This is a genomic window from Legionella sp. W10-070, from assembly GCF_900640175.1.
Classification (GTDB): domain Bacteria; phylum Pseudomonadota; class Gammaproteobacteria; order Legionellales; family Legionellaceae; genus Tatlockia.
Window position 1 is genome coordinate 75990 of the sequence record NZ_CAAAJC010000006.1, and the last position, 16548, is coordinate 92537.

Consider the following 16548-nt stretch of genomic DNA (forward strand, 5'->3'; position numbering starts at 1 on the left):
GATCAGTGAGTTTTTATAACGCGAAATCCCACGGCATTGACCGCAGGATCCACAGGAGAGTACTCTGGAAGTCTCTAACCTCCTTGGTTTTGACGTTCCTTAATCTCGGATAATGTTTTGCAATCAATACAAAGGGTGGCTGTCGGGCGCGCTTCCAGTCGGCGCAGACCGATTTCAATCCCGCATGCTTCACAATAGCCAAAATCGTCATCCCGCAGTCTTTCAAGGGCATCTTCAATTTTTTTTATCAGCTTGCGCTCGCGATCACGTGTTCTTAGCTCAAGGCTGAATTCTTCTTCCTGACTGGCTCTGTCGGAGGGGTCAGGAAAATTAGCCGCTTCGTCCTTCATATGAGTTACTGTTCGGTCAACTTCTTCCATTAATGATTGGCGCCAGGCCAGCAATATTTTTTCAATATGTGCCAGCTGTTTGTCATTCATATACTCTTCGCCCTCAATCTCTTGATAAGGGGCTATTCCCATACTGCTAACGGCGTCATTTTTCACGTTGTGTATACTCTCGTTGGTTGAATCAATTGTTTGCTCTGGCATCTATGCCTCCTGCTGTTGCATCCTATCAACAAGCCACCATGGCATGCGATTGAAAACCGCTAGGTATATCAAAAATCAGGTTTACCATCAACTAATTATTCGTCTACCGCCACTTATACGGTCATTCCCTTGCCAATCTTGCCAACATTCAATCTTCTTATATCCGTATTCTTTAAACATGGATCTGACTGCAGATTGTTGATCGTAACCATGTTCCAGTAATAATAGACCGTCTGGTTTGAGTCTGGCAAGGCTATGCTTAATAATGTGCTCAATGGCTGTTAAGCCATCGTTGCCGCTAACCAGGGCCAGCTGGGGTTCAAAACGCACATCCCCTTCCATCAAGTGAGGGTCGTTCAGGGCAATATAAGGGGGGTTTGCAACAATGGCATCAAACAATGTGGAGCCTATTTTTTCAAACCAGTCCGAGTGATAAAAGAAAACATTATGGATTCCTAATCTTGCTGCATTTTCCTCAGCTGTTCGTAGTGCTCCCTCACTGCAATCACAGGCCGTAATATACCAGCCAGGCCGTTCTGAAGCACAGGCTAAAGCAATAGCACCGCTGCCGGTACCCAGATCGAGTAGCTGAGCTTCCTTCCTGTCTGTCAGCAACTTAAGTGTAAGCTCTACCAGTAGTTCAGTCTCTGGTCGAGGGATCAAGGTATCCTCACACACCTTTAGTGGCAAAGACCAGAACTCTCGTATACCTGTTAAGTAGGCAACAGGAACTCCTTGTGCGCGTTGATTAATTAATTGTTGGAACGTTTGCCATTGAACCGGATTTAACTTGGCATCAGGATAAGCGTATAAATAAGCCCGGTTTTTTATCAATACATGAGCGAGCAGGATTTCCGCATCCAGGTGTGCGCTGGAACTATTTTCAAGCAGTGCTGCGGCCTGGGAGAGTGCCCCTCTAATTTCCATCATGACGACCCAGCTCGGCAAGCAATTCTGCATGATGCTCACGTTGTAAAGCCTCAACAACCGGCGACAAATTGCCGGCAATGATATCTGGAAGCTGATAAAGTGTAAGGTTAATCCGATGATCAGTCAGCCTTCCCTGAGGAAAATTATAAGTCCGGATACGTTCAGAACGATCCCCTGTGCCCACTAATGATTTACGGGTTTCTGCCTGCTGCTGCCTTTGTTTGCTTTGTTCTGCGTCGAGCAGTCTGGTTTTTAATAGTGCCAGCGCTTTGGCGCGGTTCTTATGCTGGGACCGTTCATCCTGACATTCCACCACAATACCTGTCGGTAAATGGGTGATGCGAATGGCTGAGTCTGTTTTATTGACGTGCTGGCCGCCAGCCCCTGATGAACGATAGGTATCAACTCTCAGCTCATCACTGTTAATTTCCACCTCGTCAATTTCATCTACTTCAGGCATTACAGCGACTGTGCAGGCTGAAGTATGCACCCGACCCTGGGACTCGGTTTCTGGTACCCGTTGCACACGGTGTGCCCCTGATTCAAATTTTAATTGGGAATAAACATCCTGGCCGCTTATGAGAGCGATAACTTCCTTATAGCCTCCATGTTCCCCATGACTGGCACTGATAACCTCAACTTGCCAACCCTGAGTTTCAGCATAGCGATGATACATACGGAATAAATCTCCGGCAAAAATTGCCGCTTCATCGCCTCCCGTACCTGCCCGTATTTCAAGATAAACATTCCGGTTATCATCCGGATCCTTAGGGACAAGATGCCACTGCAGTGCCTCTTCAAGTTTATTGGCTGCCTCCTCAGCGCCTTCTAATTCATCTTCAGCCATAGACGCCAGTTCTTTGTCGTCACCGGCGAGAAGCTCTTGTAAAGAGGCAAGATCGTTACGGGCTTGAACATAGTCATTATAGCAGTTGGCTATAGGCTCTAGCTGGGCATATTCTTTCGACAGGCTTTTAAATTGATTCTGGTCAGTAATGATGGCAGGTTCAGAGAGCAGGCGGCTGACTTCTTGAAAGCGCTCAAGCATCTGTTCAAGTTTTAATTCAAGTGATTTTTTCATAGGGGAATTGAATCATGAAGTGGATTAAACAAATAATTCGCCAGGTCAAGCAGATCTTCACGACCATCCCAGGCTGCCTGACGCAATCCTACCGTTGGCTGATGGGCTAATTTATTAACCAGGCGGTCGCAAAATTCCTGTAATATTAAATCCTGGCTATGCCCTGCCAGCAATTTTTTCTGGGCTCTCAGCAATTCCTGTTGTGCCAGATTCTGCATCTGTGTGCGGTAATCACAGATAATCCCTTTCGCTCGCAGCGAACGATGCCAGCGAATATAGTTATCCAGTTCTCCATCAATTAATTGCTCAGCTTGCAGGGCAGCCTCACGACGCTCATCCATACCTTGTTCAATCATCAAGTGCAGATCATCGATATTATACAGATGAACCGCATCCAGTTCGGCAACCTCTGCCTCAATGTCTCTTGGAACTGCTAAATCCAGAAAGAACATTGGAGCCTGTTGCCGTTTGCTTAAGGCGTGTTCCACCAGACTTTTATTGATAAACGGAAGAGGACAGGCAGTGGCAGAAACGATAACGTCTGCCTGAGAAAGATACTCCGGAATATCTCCGACAGTGAGTGCTTCTCCGTCAAAAGCAGCAGCTAACTGTCTGGCATTATCCTTGGTACGACTCGCAATCAGGAAATGTCTCACGCCTTGTTTGTGTAAATATTTTGCAACCAGGGTAGAGGTTTCTCCTGAGCCAATTATAAATACTTTAAGTTTCTTATAGTCTGAAAAAATTTGCCCTATCAGCTGGACGGCTGCATAGGCAACAGAAACAGGGTTGTTGCCAATACCACTGCGGTTACGGATTCGCTTGCTGGCACTAAACACGTATTCAAATACACGCCTTAAATTGGTTTTTACTGTGCCAAGATTACAGGCATGTTGATATGCCTGCTTCATTTGCCCAAGAATCTGTGGCTCTCCCAACATCATCGAATCCAGGCCGCTGGCGACACGTAAAGTATGGCGGATACCTTGATGTCCATGATAAAGGTAAAGATAGGGGGAGAGTGATTCCGGTGCCAGCTGGTGCTGAGAGGCAAGCCAGGGAACAATATTTTCCGGTTTTTCGGTTTCGCAATAAATCTCGGTACGATTGCAGGTCGACAGAATGGCTGCTTCATTGACTACAGGCAAATCAACCAGATTGTTTAGCAAGTTATCTTGCATTGCCAATGGTAAGGCGACTTTTTCACGTACCTCAAGCGGTGCGGTTTTATGATTTAGCCCACAGGCAATAAATACCATAGAATTTACAGGGTAGCATCAGAATAATCTTGGAATTGTAAACTATTAGCAGCGAGATTTGTAGAGATAAGATAAAACTCAAGTACTTTTACTTTTCGCCGCTAATAAGCTTACCTACTTATGTCCAGGAAAGGTATCCTGAGAGGGGCCCTAAATGAATATAATTTTTCAAGGTAATCACGATAGTGAAGAGGCTGCTGAAAGCTTATTAAATGTGTTACGGTTGTTTAAGGAGCGTTATCATATCGAACATTTCAGGGAAATGCGCCTTACAGTAACGTTAGTGGACAGAAACGGAAATGACGTGGAGTTAGTTGATAGCGAAACTGATACACCCTATCGGACTTTTGAAGTTTACCGGAGAGGGTATGAGTTGACAGGACGACAGGGACAACCTTTTTTGCAGTTAGTGGTCGATAATACACGTTAATGGAGAATTAGATGCTATTGTCCTTGCCTGCGATTATATTGACTTTAATCCTGGTTGTAGGCATCCATGAAGCAGGACATGCAATAGCCGCAAGGATTTTTTCTGTAAAAATAAAGCGGATTTCCATTGGGTTTGGCAAACTGCTCATTACCTGGAAAGGAAAATCCGATCAGGAGTGGGTTTGGGCTATTTGGCCTTTAGGCGGTTATGTGCAATTACTAAACTCACGCATCCAACCTGTTTCGCCACAAGAGTTACCGCTTTGTTTCGATCAAAAACCTGTGTGGATTCGTTGTATTATTCTCTTATCAGGAGCCTTGGCCAATTTACTGGTCGCCTGGCTGGCCTTAACCTGGTTATTTTTAATCGGTTACCAACACAGTCCTCCTGTTATTCTTGATGTGGCCCCTCATAGCGTTGCTGCACAGGCAGGTCTTGAATCAGGAAATCGTTTAATCAGTATGGGGCAAAAGAAAACGGATTCCTGGCGGGAAGCGGGGATGCTCCTGATCATGGCTCTTGGCAAAAAAAATGTGCCGGTGGCTTTTAAGGACAATCAGGGCAATGTGCGTGAAACCAGCCTGGATTTAAGTCAATGGCGCTATAACAGGCAGGATGATTCCTTACTGTCGGGTCTGGGAATTATACCTGATTCCGCAAAGGAGCATCAGGAAGAGGTCAAAAGCAAATCTGTGGTGAATGCTGCTTATCGAGCAGTAGCGAATTCCATGCACTTGCTGGTGTTTTTTCTGGTAATGCTCAAGCAATTACTCACGGGGATGATTCCTTTTTCATTACTGCTGGGGCCAATTGGTTTATTTGCTGCATCAACCGGCTCTTTTCTTCAGGGCTTTACTGTTTTTTTATATTTTATTGCCAGTTTAAGTCTTGCTGTTGGACTTATTAATTTATTCCCTGTTCCTGGCCTTGACGGTGGTTCGATTGTTTATGCGCTGTTAGAGAAAATTCGAGGGAAACCTGTCTCTGTCGCGATGGAGGTTCTGCTGCATCGCCTGGCAGTCATTTTTTTTGCAGTATTGTTGGTGCAACTTCTCTTAAACGACCTGCAGCGGTACCTCCATTAGCACTTGTATCATCTCAGTCGCCTGCTGCTCTTGCGCAGCACCACACATCAACTTGGGAAACCCCCTGTTTTTTCAACAGGGAAGCCAGTTCATTGACCGTGCTTCCGGTGGTTAATAAATCATCTACCAGTGTTACATGCTGATAAGCGGTTGCCTTTACCTGAAAGGCATGATGCAAATTTTGTTTTCGTTCTTTGCCACTGAGGTTAACCTGAGGTTGAGTATGCCGTATTTTTTTACAAATTGTCAGTGCACAAGGGACATTTAAATGCTTTGCCAGCAACTTTGAAAATTCAGCAGCCTGATTAAACCCACGTTGCTTTAATCGCTTTGGGTGTAAGGGAACGGGTATTAAGCATTGGGTCGTTATCGGGGTATTGGCTATGGCGTCCAGCATGAGCTTTACTAAAAAATTTCGTAAATACAGCCCCCCATGGTATTTATACTCGTGTAATAAGTTTCTTAGTGGTTCTTCAAAGCGATAGGCGACAAAAGTTCGGTCGAAAGCCGGCTTTAATCTGCTGCACTGACCACAGACCAGGAAATTTTCATCGGGTAAGGGAAAAGCACAGTAACGACAGGCTGGACCAATGGCTTTAAAAAATTCACAGCAGGCCTGGCAGACAGCATAAGGCTGGTGATGGTATTGATTACAAAGTACACAGACAGAGGGCAAACGCAGCATCTGTGTTATACTGATTATTTTCTGATGCACGAGTATTGGGTTTCCTAACTTAACTTCCTTTTCCATGATGAATTCAACAACAGAAATTTGCAATACATTTAACAAGCATGCTGCAGAGTATGAACAGGCAGCCAAAGTACAACATGAGATTGGTGAGCGGCTGTTTGAACGTTTGTACTATCTGAAGATTAAACCGCGTTATGTACTTGATTTGGGTTGTGGTACAGGACTTTTCATCTCCAAGTTAAAAAAACTTTATCCTCAGGCAGAGGTGGTAGGCGTTGATTTAGCCTGTGCTATGTTGCGTGAAGCGAAAAAGAAGCAAGGATGGCGACGCAAATGGCCACTCATTAATGCGGATATGGGACAGCTTCCTTTTCCCTCTGGCTTGTTTGATCTCATCTTCACCAATCAAGTGGTGCATTGGTCGAGCATGGAAAGCGTTTTTCGCGAAATAAACCGTGTCATGAACCGACAGGGTTGCCTCATGTTCTCTACTTTGGGGCCTGATACATTTAAGGAATTGAAGCAGGCATGGCTTGAGGCTGACCATTATGCTCATACTAACGAATTCATGGACATGCATGATATTGGTGACTGCTTGTTAAGGGAATATTTTATTGATCCGGTAGTGGACATGGAAATACTGGCTGTACATTACTCTGATCTAAAGCAGCTGTTAATAAGCCTGAAGGCACAGGGAGTACGAAATATTAATCGCAAGCGCAATGAAGGGCTAACAGGCAAACAATCCTGGCAAGCCTTTGAAAAAGCTTATCAGACTTTATGCACGAATGATAAATATCCACTGACCTATGAAGTTATCTATGGTCATGCATGGAAGGGGGAACAACAACGGCTTGAGCAGGGAATAGAAACGTTGATCCCTCTTTCCCAAATTCAACGTACCAGAAGGGATAAAGGCGATGATTAATTATTATTCAGTGCTGGGGCAGCCTCGGGAGCGATTAAAACTGCGCTCCATCCGGGCTTAATTAACACCAACCGCAGTTTTAATCGTACCCTTCAGCCAATAAAAATTATTGCATGGGCAGGCAAAGCACTATAATTTAAGGGGTACGATTAATATAGTGATTCTAGTTGGTTTATTCCAACGAGTCTCGACATCCCGCGGCTGACAACGGGATCCAGCGATCTTGAGGGGTGATTGCGGGGCGTCGGCCAGGAAAACCGCACTTTTAATCGCCCCTGATTTAGTGATTCTAATTTACTATTTTTGATAAGGGCATTTGGTTTTTGTCTTTATAACTTGTTGGATAAAAACCTGCATGCCAATAGCATTCAGGAGTTGTTATGCAATTTGTCAGCCGTTATGTTTCCCATCAACCTGATGCCCAGGGTATGGTGGATTATTCATCCGAGGAGCATCGTATTTGGCAAATATTGTATGAGCGCCAGATGAAAATTATCCCGGGAAGGGCGTGTGATGAGTTTGTGCAAGGGTTAAGTAGTCTTGGCCTTTCGGCTGAATATATTCCGCAGTTGCCCGAGGTAAGCCGCCGTCTTCAGGCATTGACAGGTTGGGAGGTCGCTCCTGTAGCGGCGTTAATTTCAGCACGAGAATTTTTTGAACTTCTGGCGAAACGTCGTTTTCCCGCAGCAACGTTTATTCGCTGTGAGCAAGAAATAGATTACGTACAGGAACCGGATATCTTTCACGAATTATTTGGCCATTGTCCTATGCTGACCGATCCTGTCTATGCTGAATTTGTCCATAACTATGCCTGCAAGGTTTTAAGCTTTCCTGAGCATGAGTGGCCCTTGCTGCAACGTCTTTTCTGGTTTACTGTTGAATTTGGCTTGATTAAAGCAACGCAAGGATTACGCGCTTATGGGGGAGGGATTTTATCCTCAATTAGTGAAACACCTTATAGCGTGGAAAGTGATGAAGCCATGCGCGTACTTTTTGATCCGGTCGTTGCCTTCCGTATGCCCTATCGAATTGACAGACTGCAACCTGTTTATTTTGTTATTGATGATTATCAGATGCTCTATGATTTTGTTAAATCTGACATTCTTAAATTTATTCAGCGTGCAAGGGAGCTAGGGGAGTATCCTCCTTTTTTTCCGGTAGATGAAAATAATCCCAGCATTCATATACTGGCTTGTTAAGTGGTTCTTTCACAATCGGCTATAATTAGTAGTTAAGGATTCATTACTTCGCTGTAGAATCACTGGATGGACAGGCAATAATTGAATCAATTCCAATTGTAATGGCCGGTTAGTCTTGATAATATCGATACACGTTTGTGTTCATTGGCTATGAGTCAAGGAGCATTGCTTGATAAAAGTTCTAATTGTTGATGACCATGCCCTGGTAAGAATGGGGATTCGACGATTATTGGATGACTTGCCTGATGTAGAAGTAGTGGCTGATGCTGATAGTGGAGAGCAAGCTTTGGCTTTAGTGAAGTCTCATAAGCCAGATGTGGTTTTGCTTGACATGAAAATGCCCGGTATTGATGGCTGGGAAGTGACCAGGAGGCTTAAGAAGTCTCATCCGCAGGTAAAAGTGATTGCTGTTACTGCGATGTGTGCTGAGCCCATGCCAACAAGGGTTCTTCAGTTAGGGGCAATGGGCTATTTAACCAAGGAATCAGGAGCAGAAGAAATGGCTGCTGCTATTCGCAAGGTTGCCAGGGGTGAAAAATATTTAAGTGCCGAAATAGCTCAAAAAATGGCAATCAATAGTCTTGATGCGGCTCAGGACTCGCCTTTTGACTTGTTGTCAGAACGCGAAATGCAGGTAATGCTGATGATTACCAGTGGGATGACTGTCCAGGATATAGCGGACAGGTTATTTTTAAGCCCTAAGACGATCAATGGCTATCGTTATCGCATGTTTGAAAAGCTGGGAATTAAAAACGATGTCGAACTTACCTTTCTGGCAATGAAGCACCGGATTATTGAACAACCTAATGATGCTCTGCATGACGAGTTGCAGAATAGTAAATAAAGCTTATAAGCTATAATGTCCCCATTCTTCTATTAATTCGCACAAAGCTTGTTGTCTATGAATAATAATTCTTTATCCTCCGATCTGACGGTTGTTATAGCGAATCTTAGCAGCCTGCCGGGCGTTTACCGTATGCTGGATGAACAGGGTACTGTTTTGTATGTGGGCAAGGCCAGTAACTTAAAAAAACGTGTTGGCAGCTATTTTAATAAACAGAACACAGGAGCCAAAGTACGTTCTTTAGTGAGTCAGATAGCTTCTATTGAAGTCAGTGTTACCAGAAGTGAAACGGAAGCTTTATTGCTGGAAAGTAATTTAATCAAATCTCTGCGCCCCAAGTATAACGTTCTGTTGCGTGATGATAAAACCTACCCTTACATTCATGTCAGTAACCACCCATTTCCTCGTATGGAGCTTTATCGAAGCAAGAAAAAACCCAAGACAGGAGAGTTTTACGGGCCTTATCCTGGCGTGGCAGCGGTACGTGAAACCTTAAGTGCCATTCAGAAAATATTTAAAATCCGCAATTGCCGGGATAGCTATTTCAATGCTCGCTCCAGGCCTTGCTTACAGTATCAGATCAAGCGTTGTAGCGCTCCTTGTACAGGGTATATTTCTACTGAAGATTACAATCAGTCGATAAGAGACGCGAGTCGATTTTTGCAGGGGAAAAGTCAGCTTATTCTTGAAGAGTTAGCGAAACGCATGGAGGAAGCAGTTGCTCGTTTAGAGTTCGAAGAAGCAGCCGTTTTACGCGATCAAATCAAAAGCCTGCGATTGGTACAGGAGCAGCAAGGTATTGCCCAGTTACGAGGTGATGCTGATGTGATTGCAATTGAAGCCAGGCCTGGGTTCGCCTGCATTCAATGTGTCACGGTACGTGATGGTCATATATTGGCCAGTCAGAGTTTTTTTCCTTCCGTGCCTCAGCAGGGTTTTGCCGAAGAATCAGTTGAGAATGAATTATGGCAGCAAGTTTTTGAAGCCTTTATTGCGTTTTACTATCTTGATATGCCGGAACGGATCCCTGCATTGATTATCACCGATCAACCTGTTGCAGATCTTAAAACCGTTGAGGCTATGTTGATTGAGTTACGTGGTAAATTCTGTCAGATTCAGACAAAGCCCCGTGGCCTGAGGGCGCGTTGGTTGGATTTCGCTCATAATAACTTACATCTGGCTGTTACCGATCATATGGCCTCATCCTCCATGATGAAAGCCAGGTATGAAGCGCTGGCTGAATTTCTGCAACGGAAAGAGCCTGTTCAGCGTATGGAGTGCTTTGATATAAGTCATACGCAAGGTGAGGAAACAGTCGCCTCCTGTGTTGTTTTTGACCAGGAAGGACCTTGTAAGAATCAATACCGCCGTTTCAATATTCATGGGATCACCCCTGGGGATGATTATGCCGCCATGGAGCAGGCCATCACGCGCCGGTTTAAGCATCTGCTTCAGGAGCATCGCTTGCCGGACGTGTTGATTATTGATGGTGGCAAGGGACAGGTTGCTGTTGCAAAACAAGTTTTTGCCAGATTACAAATCAACAGTGTGACACTGCTTGGTATTGCCAAGGGGCCTGAGCGTAAAGCAGGGTGGGAGCGTTTAATTCTGGTTACGCAGGATAAGGAAGTTAGTTTACCTGCCGATTCCCCTGCATTGCATTTACTGCAGCATATTCGTGATGAAGCCCATCGTTTTGCCATTTCATCCCACCGCAAAAAACGTCAAAGCGCCAGCCTTGAGTCTTCCTTGGAGGTAATCGAAGGAGTAGGGCCCAAACGGCGGCAAGCGTTGTTACGCCGATTTGGCGGCTTGCGTGAAATAGCTCGTGCACCTGTAGATGAAATCGCCAAGGTCAACGGTATTAACCAGGAACTGGCAATCCGAATCTATCAGCACTTTCATCCTTGATGATTTACATCAGTTTATTAACCCTATGATTTATAGATAAATTATTTTTTTATTTTAAATTTTGTCCATTCACTAAACTTTTTGTACAGATTACCGAAATACATCTTAGAAGTAACAGTTTTTATTGAGCACGCTTTTTGCTTCATAACAATTACAATGAGACTGGGGGATCACGATGAAAAAGTTAATAGAAGTGATTGCACTGATGATACCGGCATTCCTTGCGAATGCGACAGGTTATTATGGAACAGCGCTTTGTGCATACCCACAGTATGAGTGTATCAAGGTTAAAGGAGGCCAATCCTGGGAAAAACTGTTCCCTGACGAACAACAGCGAGATATCGTACAGCGCTTAAACCGTACTTATAATTATTTGTGGGCGGGAAAGGAGATTGCTGTTCCTCGTAATTTAGAACAAAAAACGCTCCTTGATTTTGCTCCTTTTCCTTTAAGGATAGATACCGGGGGGGAAAAGCAAATTATCGTTGATCAGGATAAGCTGGCGTGGGGAGCCTTTGATGTAGACGGTCAGTTACTCAAATGGGGACCTATTTCTTCTGGTAGTGATAAGTGTTCTGATAATAGCAGCAAAACCTGCAGGACAATGACAGGGATTTTTCGCGTCTTCAGTAAGGAAAATGAGAAATGCCGCTCAAATATATTTCCTATCGGGCGGGGTGGAGCAAAGATGCCTTACTGCATGTACTTCCATAAAGGATTCGCTATGCATGGTTCACATGATGTTCCTGGATACAGGGCAAGTCATGGCTGTGTTCGCATGTTTACCCGTGATGCACAATGGTTGAACCATGAGTTTATAGAATTATCCAGCGAGAGAAATGATCATCTGGGGACTAAGGTAATTGTTCGGCCAATTATGACTAATGCAAGTGGGAAAAGATAATGAAAACTCTAATAAAAACACCTTTAAAAAGTATTCTTTTGCTGTCTCTCTTGTCTATGGGGATCTGCGCTTTTGCAGCGAAGGAACCTAAGGAGGTTGAAGACAGTAGAAATCCATTGGGCTGCCGGGATATCGGATATAAGTTTGAGTTAAAAATCCTGCGACTTTTCCCGGAGGAATCCGGGGCGAGGCAATCGATGTATTTCTTATTTAATACGTTGAATCAGAAAGTCAATCTTTATCAAATGCGGGATGGTGAAAGCTCCCGCAGCATGTTCTTGAATCATGCAATCAATCCCCGGCAGTGGGCTGTATTTGCTACCAGTGAAAAGCAGGTGAAATTCATATGTACTGTTCCAGACGGAAAGCAATCTTATGGAAAAATTGTAGATTGCTCGGATAGTCTGCGGGTTTGTGAGTATACAAATGTGCGTTTTGGCCTTAATAATCGGGGTAATTACTGGATAGTGCACAGTAACACAAGAAATGGCGCAATAAGAGAAGTAGTGCAGTATGGCATTATTCCAGCACAATAAATAAGCCGCTGATAGCGGTAACATAAATGAGGGGAAATACCATGAAATCATTCGTACCATGGTTTTATTTAGTTGCAGCAACAGGAAGTCAGGCTGTTTATGCGATCAACGGGCTTGACGCTTACCGCCAGGGGAATTATCCATTAGCTGCACAAGCACTCATTAATCAAACGAATAAAGACCCGATAGCGGATTATTATCTGGGCCGTATGCGCTTATATGGTTTTGGTGAATTGAAAAACAATACCTTGGCGTTACGTCATTTTGAACGGGCGGCTGAAAAGGGTGTTTTGCCTGCGCAACAGTTACTTGCCCGCTATTATCTGATTGAAGCAGGGGATCCTGAAAAGGCGTTGCACTGGTTTAAAAAAACTGCAGCAGCAGGTGATGTCCGTGCTCAAATGTATTGTGCAGCAGCCTATTTATTTGGATTTGGAACGAAAAAAAATCCGGATCTGGCCAGGCGCTATTATATTGATGCGGCCAAAAGTGGTGATCCGATTGCGCAATATACGCTGGGCGAATACTTTCTTGGGAGCCGCGATTCAAGAAACAAAAAGCTTGGTTTAATATGGTTGAACAAAGCTGCGGAACAAGGGAACCCGAAAGCACAGTTAACACTGTCTGAGCTTTATGCCAGTGGCACTTTAGTCGGGAGGGACAATAGTAAGTCCCAGGAATTACTGGAACAACTGGCCGCAAAAAAATACCCTCCTGCGATGCTGAAATTAGGTGAAATGGCAATTAAGCAAAATAACCTTGAGGCTGCCAAAGATTGGTTCACTAAAGCAGCTGCCGAGAATGATCCACAAGCCGCTTTAGCTTTAGCAGAATTATATTTACAACCTGACACGGCTATTCATAACCCGAAAACGGCATTTATGTGGATGTTGCATGCCGCACAGAGTGGTTCTGGCAAGGCTCAGGAGAGACTCACACAGATGTATCGGGAGGGTAAGGGCGTTGCTGTTGACACTAAGCTTGCTGACCAGTGGCAACAAAAAGCGAAGGAAACAGCTTCCCGGGTTCAGCCAGATCCAGGTGTAGAGGTGGCCAGATGGTTAACAAATGATAAAGCTGATCATTTTGATATCGATGGTTATCGTTTGGGTGGAATTTACAGTGCCTGGCAAAATCCACAGGCATTGAAAGAAAATAATTATAATACTGCACCGCAAATGGAAAAAGTGACTCGGACTGAACTTTATAAACCGAAATTTGTGATGACAAAACCTGAGGAAATTGCTATCACTGACTATTTTGATGTGATTGCGCCCACTCTAAGCGGCGCACAGGCTTCTTCCTGGACATTCCCGCGTTATCCTTTGGAGTCGCAGATTGAGGCATTGCGAAAAAATGAGTCGTTAGTATTAAGGCATACGCCACGGATATCTATGGCAGAAGAAGGGATTCCCTATCCTGATGAGGCTGGCCCTCAACCGTTTAATTATCTGGAGGAGATGGCAAAAGGATGGCAGCATCAGGCGAATTATCAGGCTATCCTTAGTCAATTGTATGGACGGGCAATTCTTGGCGAAGCCGATGCCCAATTTGAGTTAGGACAGCTTTACCATTATGGCGTTGTGGTGGCAAAAAATCCTCAGCAAGCGATTACTTATTATCAATTGGCTGCCACTCAGCAGGATGTGCGCGCCGAGTATAATTTAGGTATTTTGTATTTGGAAGGGCAAACCGATCCGGTGAATTACCAGCAGGGAATTAACTGGTTAATTGATGCCGCTTTCAAAGGAAATGCCTATGCTCAATACGCCCTGGCAAATATTTATGAGAAAGGATTTAAAGATCCCAATGGCAAAATGATCGTTTATCCTAATATTGAACAGGCAATGGCCATGTATTACCTTGCCTCCGCTAATCATTATGGGCCTGCTGAATATCGTTTGGCAGAATATTTTGCCAGGCACCAAAAAGGTGATTTGAGTGTGGCAGCCAAACGTAACCGTACGAAATTGATTAAGCGGCTCTACCAGGGGGCGGTGAATAACGGGGTAGTTGAGGCCAGTTTACCATTGGCTTTTTATCAGGCGATGGACGAGGATCCTGAAAAACAGCTTCATGCGTTTGAAGTAGCTAAAAAAGAAGCCCAGGCTGGCAATGGAAATGCTGCGCTTCTATTGGGTATTATGTTTGAACGAGGCATTGCTGTACCTGCTAATCCTGTGGAATCATTATATTGGTATCAACAGGCTGCGATGAGTCCGGTGAGTGCCTTTATTCTGGGTACCTATTACAGCCAGGGTATTGGCGTTAACCAGGATCTGGAAAAAGGAAAATCCTTATTGCAACAGGCGGCTGATGAAGGATTCTCCTATGCAAACCTTAACCTTGCCGTATTGAAGCATGAAGTAGGGGAGAATTTCTTTCCAGAACTTAACAAAGCGCGTCAGGCTGGTAATAGTACGGCGGGTTTGCTAATGGCAGATTATTTCCTTTCCCAGGCTGATGACCCCGATAAAATGCGTCAGGCAAGAGAAATTTATCAGGATTTTGCCGAGAGAGGGGATAAGGAAGGTCAGTTAAAATTAGCTTATTTATACGATAAAGGACTAGGGGGGCAGGTTGACTCAGAGCTGGCTGCCAAATGGTATGGTTTGGCTGCGGATCAAGGGCAGCCAATCGCCCAATATTTGCTTGGACAATTGTATCAACTAGGCAAGATAGGTAAGAAACCTGATTATGATGAAGCAAGAAAATGGTATGCCGCGTCTGAGTCGAACTACCCTAAGTCGGCGGTTGCCCTTGGCTTTATTTATGACACCGTAGATGATGATTATCAAAAGGCACATAAAAATTATCAGTTGGCTGCGGAAAAAAATAATAAGGTGGGTCAATTTAATTTGGCTCTTATTTATGAAGATGGCAAGGGTGTGCCGGTTGACTACGCCAAAGCGAAGGTTCTCTATAGTAAAGCTGCGGAGTCAGGACATAAAAAATCCATGACCCAACTGGCGGATCTTTATTTTCATGGACTTGCAGGGGATAAACGTGATGAGCAACAGGCTCTTTATTGGTACAAAAAGGCTGCTGAGCTGGGTGATGGTGATGCACTTTATAAATTAGGGTTATTATCGGAAACAGGTGTGGCCACCAAACTTGATTTTGTCAACGCAGTCAATTATTACCAACAGGCTGCAAGCAAAGGGAATGAAAAGGCGAAGCTTGCACTGGCCCGCATGCATCAATATGGGTTGGGTGTTTCTAAAGATAATCAAAAAGCGGCTGAATTATATAAGGAGCTGGCTGCAAACAATAACACTTATGCTCAATATCAATTAGGGGTTATTTATTTTGATGGGATTAATGGGGAACACAAGCCTGATGAAGGGAAGCGGCTGCTGCAGCAAGCCAGTGCAAATGGAAGTCAGCAGGCACGCAAGATCCTGCAGTGGCTGGATGCTCAACAGCAAGAGCGTGTGAGTTTCATTGAGCCAGTAGTGATTAATCAGACACCCGTCACCGCAGGTCAGCCCGCAGATTTGATGTACTTTGATGCATTAAATGAATGGAATCGTGGGGATGAGAATTTATCGCGTATGATTCTTGACCGTATAATGAACCAATTCCCACAGTACGTGCCGGCAAAGCGCGCTTATGAGCAATTAAAGCAGCCTGTGATATCTTTTTTAGGGAATGCCAATTCTCATGAAATGTAGCATTGCGTCAATTGTTGGGCAGAAAGCGTATTGGATATCAGAAGTCAGAAATTGTATTCAATAAAAACCGAACCGGAAGCAAAGCACCGGTTCGGGAGTTCACAGATTAGAGCAACGGAAAGAGTAGCTAGGCGGCCATTGCTTTGACGCGGGCACAGAGATGAGATTTAATACGGGAAGCTTTATTCTTATGAATCAAACCTTTCCCTGCCGCTTTGTCAATAACTGGCTGAGCCTTGGCATAAGCAGCACGAGCGGCTTCCTGATCACCGGCTTCTACTGCCTTAATAACATTTTTTACAAAGGTGCGATACATAGAGCGCGCGCTGGCATTACGCTGACGTAATTTAACATTCTGACGGGCACGCTTAATCGCTGATTTAATATTCGCCACTTAAAAATCTCCACTCACTTTAAGATGTCACAAAAGATAGCAATCATGCACAATGCATTAGAATTTGTCAATATTTGACTGAATCATGGCTGCAATTAAAGGGTAGAAAATTGAAAATCATTGAGAACAAA

General features: G+C 44.3%; 15 protein-coding genes. 9 read left to right on the top strand and 6 right to left on the bottom strand.

The annotated features are described in order from the left end of the window. Positions 1–74 precede the first annotated feature (74 nt). The 4 genes from dksA to hemA form a co-directional block, all read right to left on the bottom strand. Positions 75–551, bottom strand: coding sequence for an RNA polymerase-binding protein DksA (dksA, locus tag E1O65_RS03855; protein WP_133132274.1), 477 nt, complete (start codon positions 549–551; stop codon positions 75–77). A gap of 87 nt (positions 552–638) precedes the next feature. Next, positions 639–1481, bottom strand: a complete 843-nt coding sequence (prmC, locus tag E1O65_RS03860) for a peptide chain release factor N(5)-glutamine methyltransferase (protein ID WP_133132275.1) — start codon at positions 1479–1481, stop codon at positions 639–641. Next, positions 1468–2562, bottom strand: coding sequence for a peptide chain release factor 1 (gene prfA, locus E1O65_RS03865; RefSeq protein ID WP_133132276.1), 1095 nt, complete (start codon positions 2560–2562; stop codon positions 1468–1470). The genes prmC and prfA overlap by 14 nt, the downstream gene beginning before the upstream one ends. Next, complete coding sequence (gene hemA / locus E1O65_RS03870; protein WP_133132277.1) at positions 2559–3821, bottom strand: glutamyl-tRNA reductase; 1263 nt, start codon at positions 3819–3821, stop codon at positions 2559–2561. The genes prfA and hemA overlap by 4 nt, the downstream gene beginning before the upstream one ends. A 154-nt stretch (positions 3822–3975) precedes the next feature. Between hemA and E1O65_RS03875 the strand changes: the two genes are divergently transcribed. Beyond that, on the top strand, positions 3976–4251 hold the full coding sequence (locus E1O65_RS03875; RefSeq protein ID WP_133132278.1) for a hypothetical protein: 276 nt from the start codon (positions 3976–3978) through the stop codon (positions 4249–4251). 11 nt (positions 4252–4262) lie between these two features. Next, positions 4263–5336 carry a site-2 protease family protein gene (locus tag E1O65_RS03880; protein ID WP_133132279.1) on the top strand — a complete coding sequence of 358 codons (1074 nt, stop codon included), beginning with the start codon at positions 4263–4265 and terminating at the stop codon, positions 5334–5336. A 13-nt stretch (positions 5337–5349) separates the two neighbouring features. Here the strand turns inward: E1O65_RS03880 and E1O65_RS03885 are convergent, their stop codons facing one another. Continuing rightward, the gene (locus tag E1O65_RS03885) at positions 5350–6051 is read right to left on the bottom strand and encodes a ComF family protein (RefSeq protein ID WP_242601533.1); all 702 of its coding nucleotides are present in this window, start codon (positions 6049–6051) and stop codon (positions 5350–5352) included. A 37-nt stretch (positions 6052–6088) separates the two neighbouring features. Between E1O65_RS03885 and bioC the strand changes: the two genes are divergently transcribed. From bioC to E1O65_RS03920, 7 genes are all read left to right on the top strand, one after another. Then, the gene (bioC, locus tag E1O65_RS03890; RefSeq protein WP_133132322.1) at positions 6089–6955 is read left to right on the top strand and encodes a malonyl-ACP O-methyltransferase BioC; all 867 of its coding nucleotides are present in this window, start codon (positions 6089–6091) and stop codon (positions 6953–6955) included. A gap of 380 nt (positions 6956–7335) precedes the next feature. Beyond that, the gene (gene phhA / locus E1O65_RS03895) at positions 7336–8154 is read left to right on the top strand and encodes a phenylalanine 4-monooxygenase (protein WP_133132280.1); all 819 of its coding nucleotides are present in this window, start codon (positions 7336–7338) and stop codon (positions 8152–8154) included. Between the two features lie 169 nt (positions 8155–8323). After that, positions 8324–8998, top strand: a complete 675-nt coding sequence (gene letA / locus E1O65_RS03900; RefSeq protein ID WP_133132281.1) for a two-component system response regulator LetA — start codon at positions 8324–8326, stop codon at positions 8996–8998. 57 nt (positions 8999–9055) lie between these two features. Further along, complete coding sequence (uvrC, locus tag E1O65_RS03905) at positions 9056–10909, top strand: excinuclease ABC subunit UvrC (protein WP_133132282.1); 1854 nt, start codon at positions 9056–9058, stop codon at positions 10907–10909. A 205-nt stretch (positions 10910–11114) separates the two neighbouring features. Continuing rightward, positions 11115–11813, top strand: a complete 699-nt coding sequence (locus E1O65_RS03910) for a L,D-transpeptidase (protein WP_242601534.1) — start codon at positions 11115–11117, stop codon at positions 11811–11813. Beyond that, a complete protein-coding gene (locus tag E1O65_RS03915; RefSeq protein WP_133132284.1) occupies positions 11813–12349 on the top strand; it encodes an endopeptidase IV in 537 nt (178 codons plus the stop codon). The genes E1O65_RS03910 and E1O65_RS03915 overlap by 1 nt, the downstream gene beginning before the upstream one ends. A 41-nt stretch (positions 12350–12390) precedes the next feature. Next, positions 12391–16023, top strand: coding sequence for an SEL1-like repeat protein (locus E1O65_RS03920; protein WP_133132285.1), 3633 nt, complete (start codon positions 12391–12393; stop codon positions 16021–16023). A 127-nt stretch (positions 16024–16150) separates the two neighbouring features. On the opposite strand, the gene rpsT is transcribed toward E1O65_RS03920, so the two are convergent. Next, a complete protein-coding gene (gene rpsT, locus E1O65_RS03925; RefSeq protein ID WP_133132286.1) occupies positions 16151–16417 on the bottom strand; it encodes a 30S ribosomal protein S20 in 267 nt (88 codons plus the stop codon). Positions 16418–16548 lie beyond the last annotated feature (131 nt).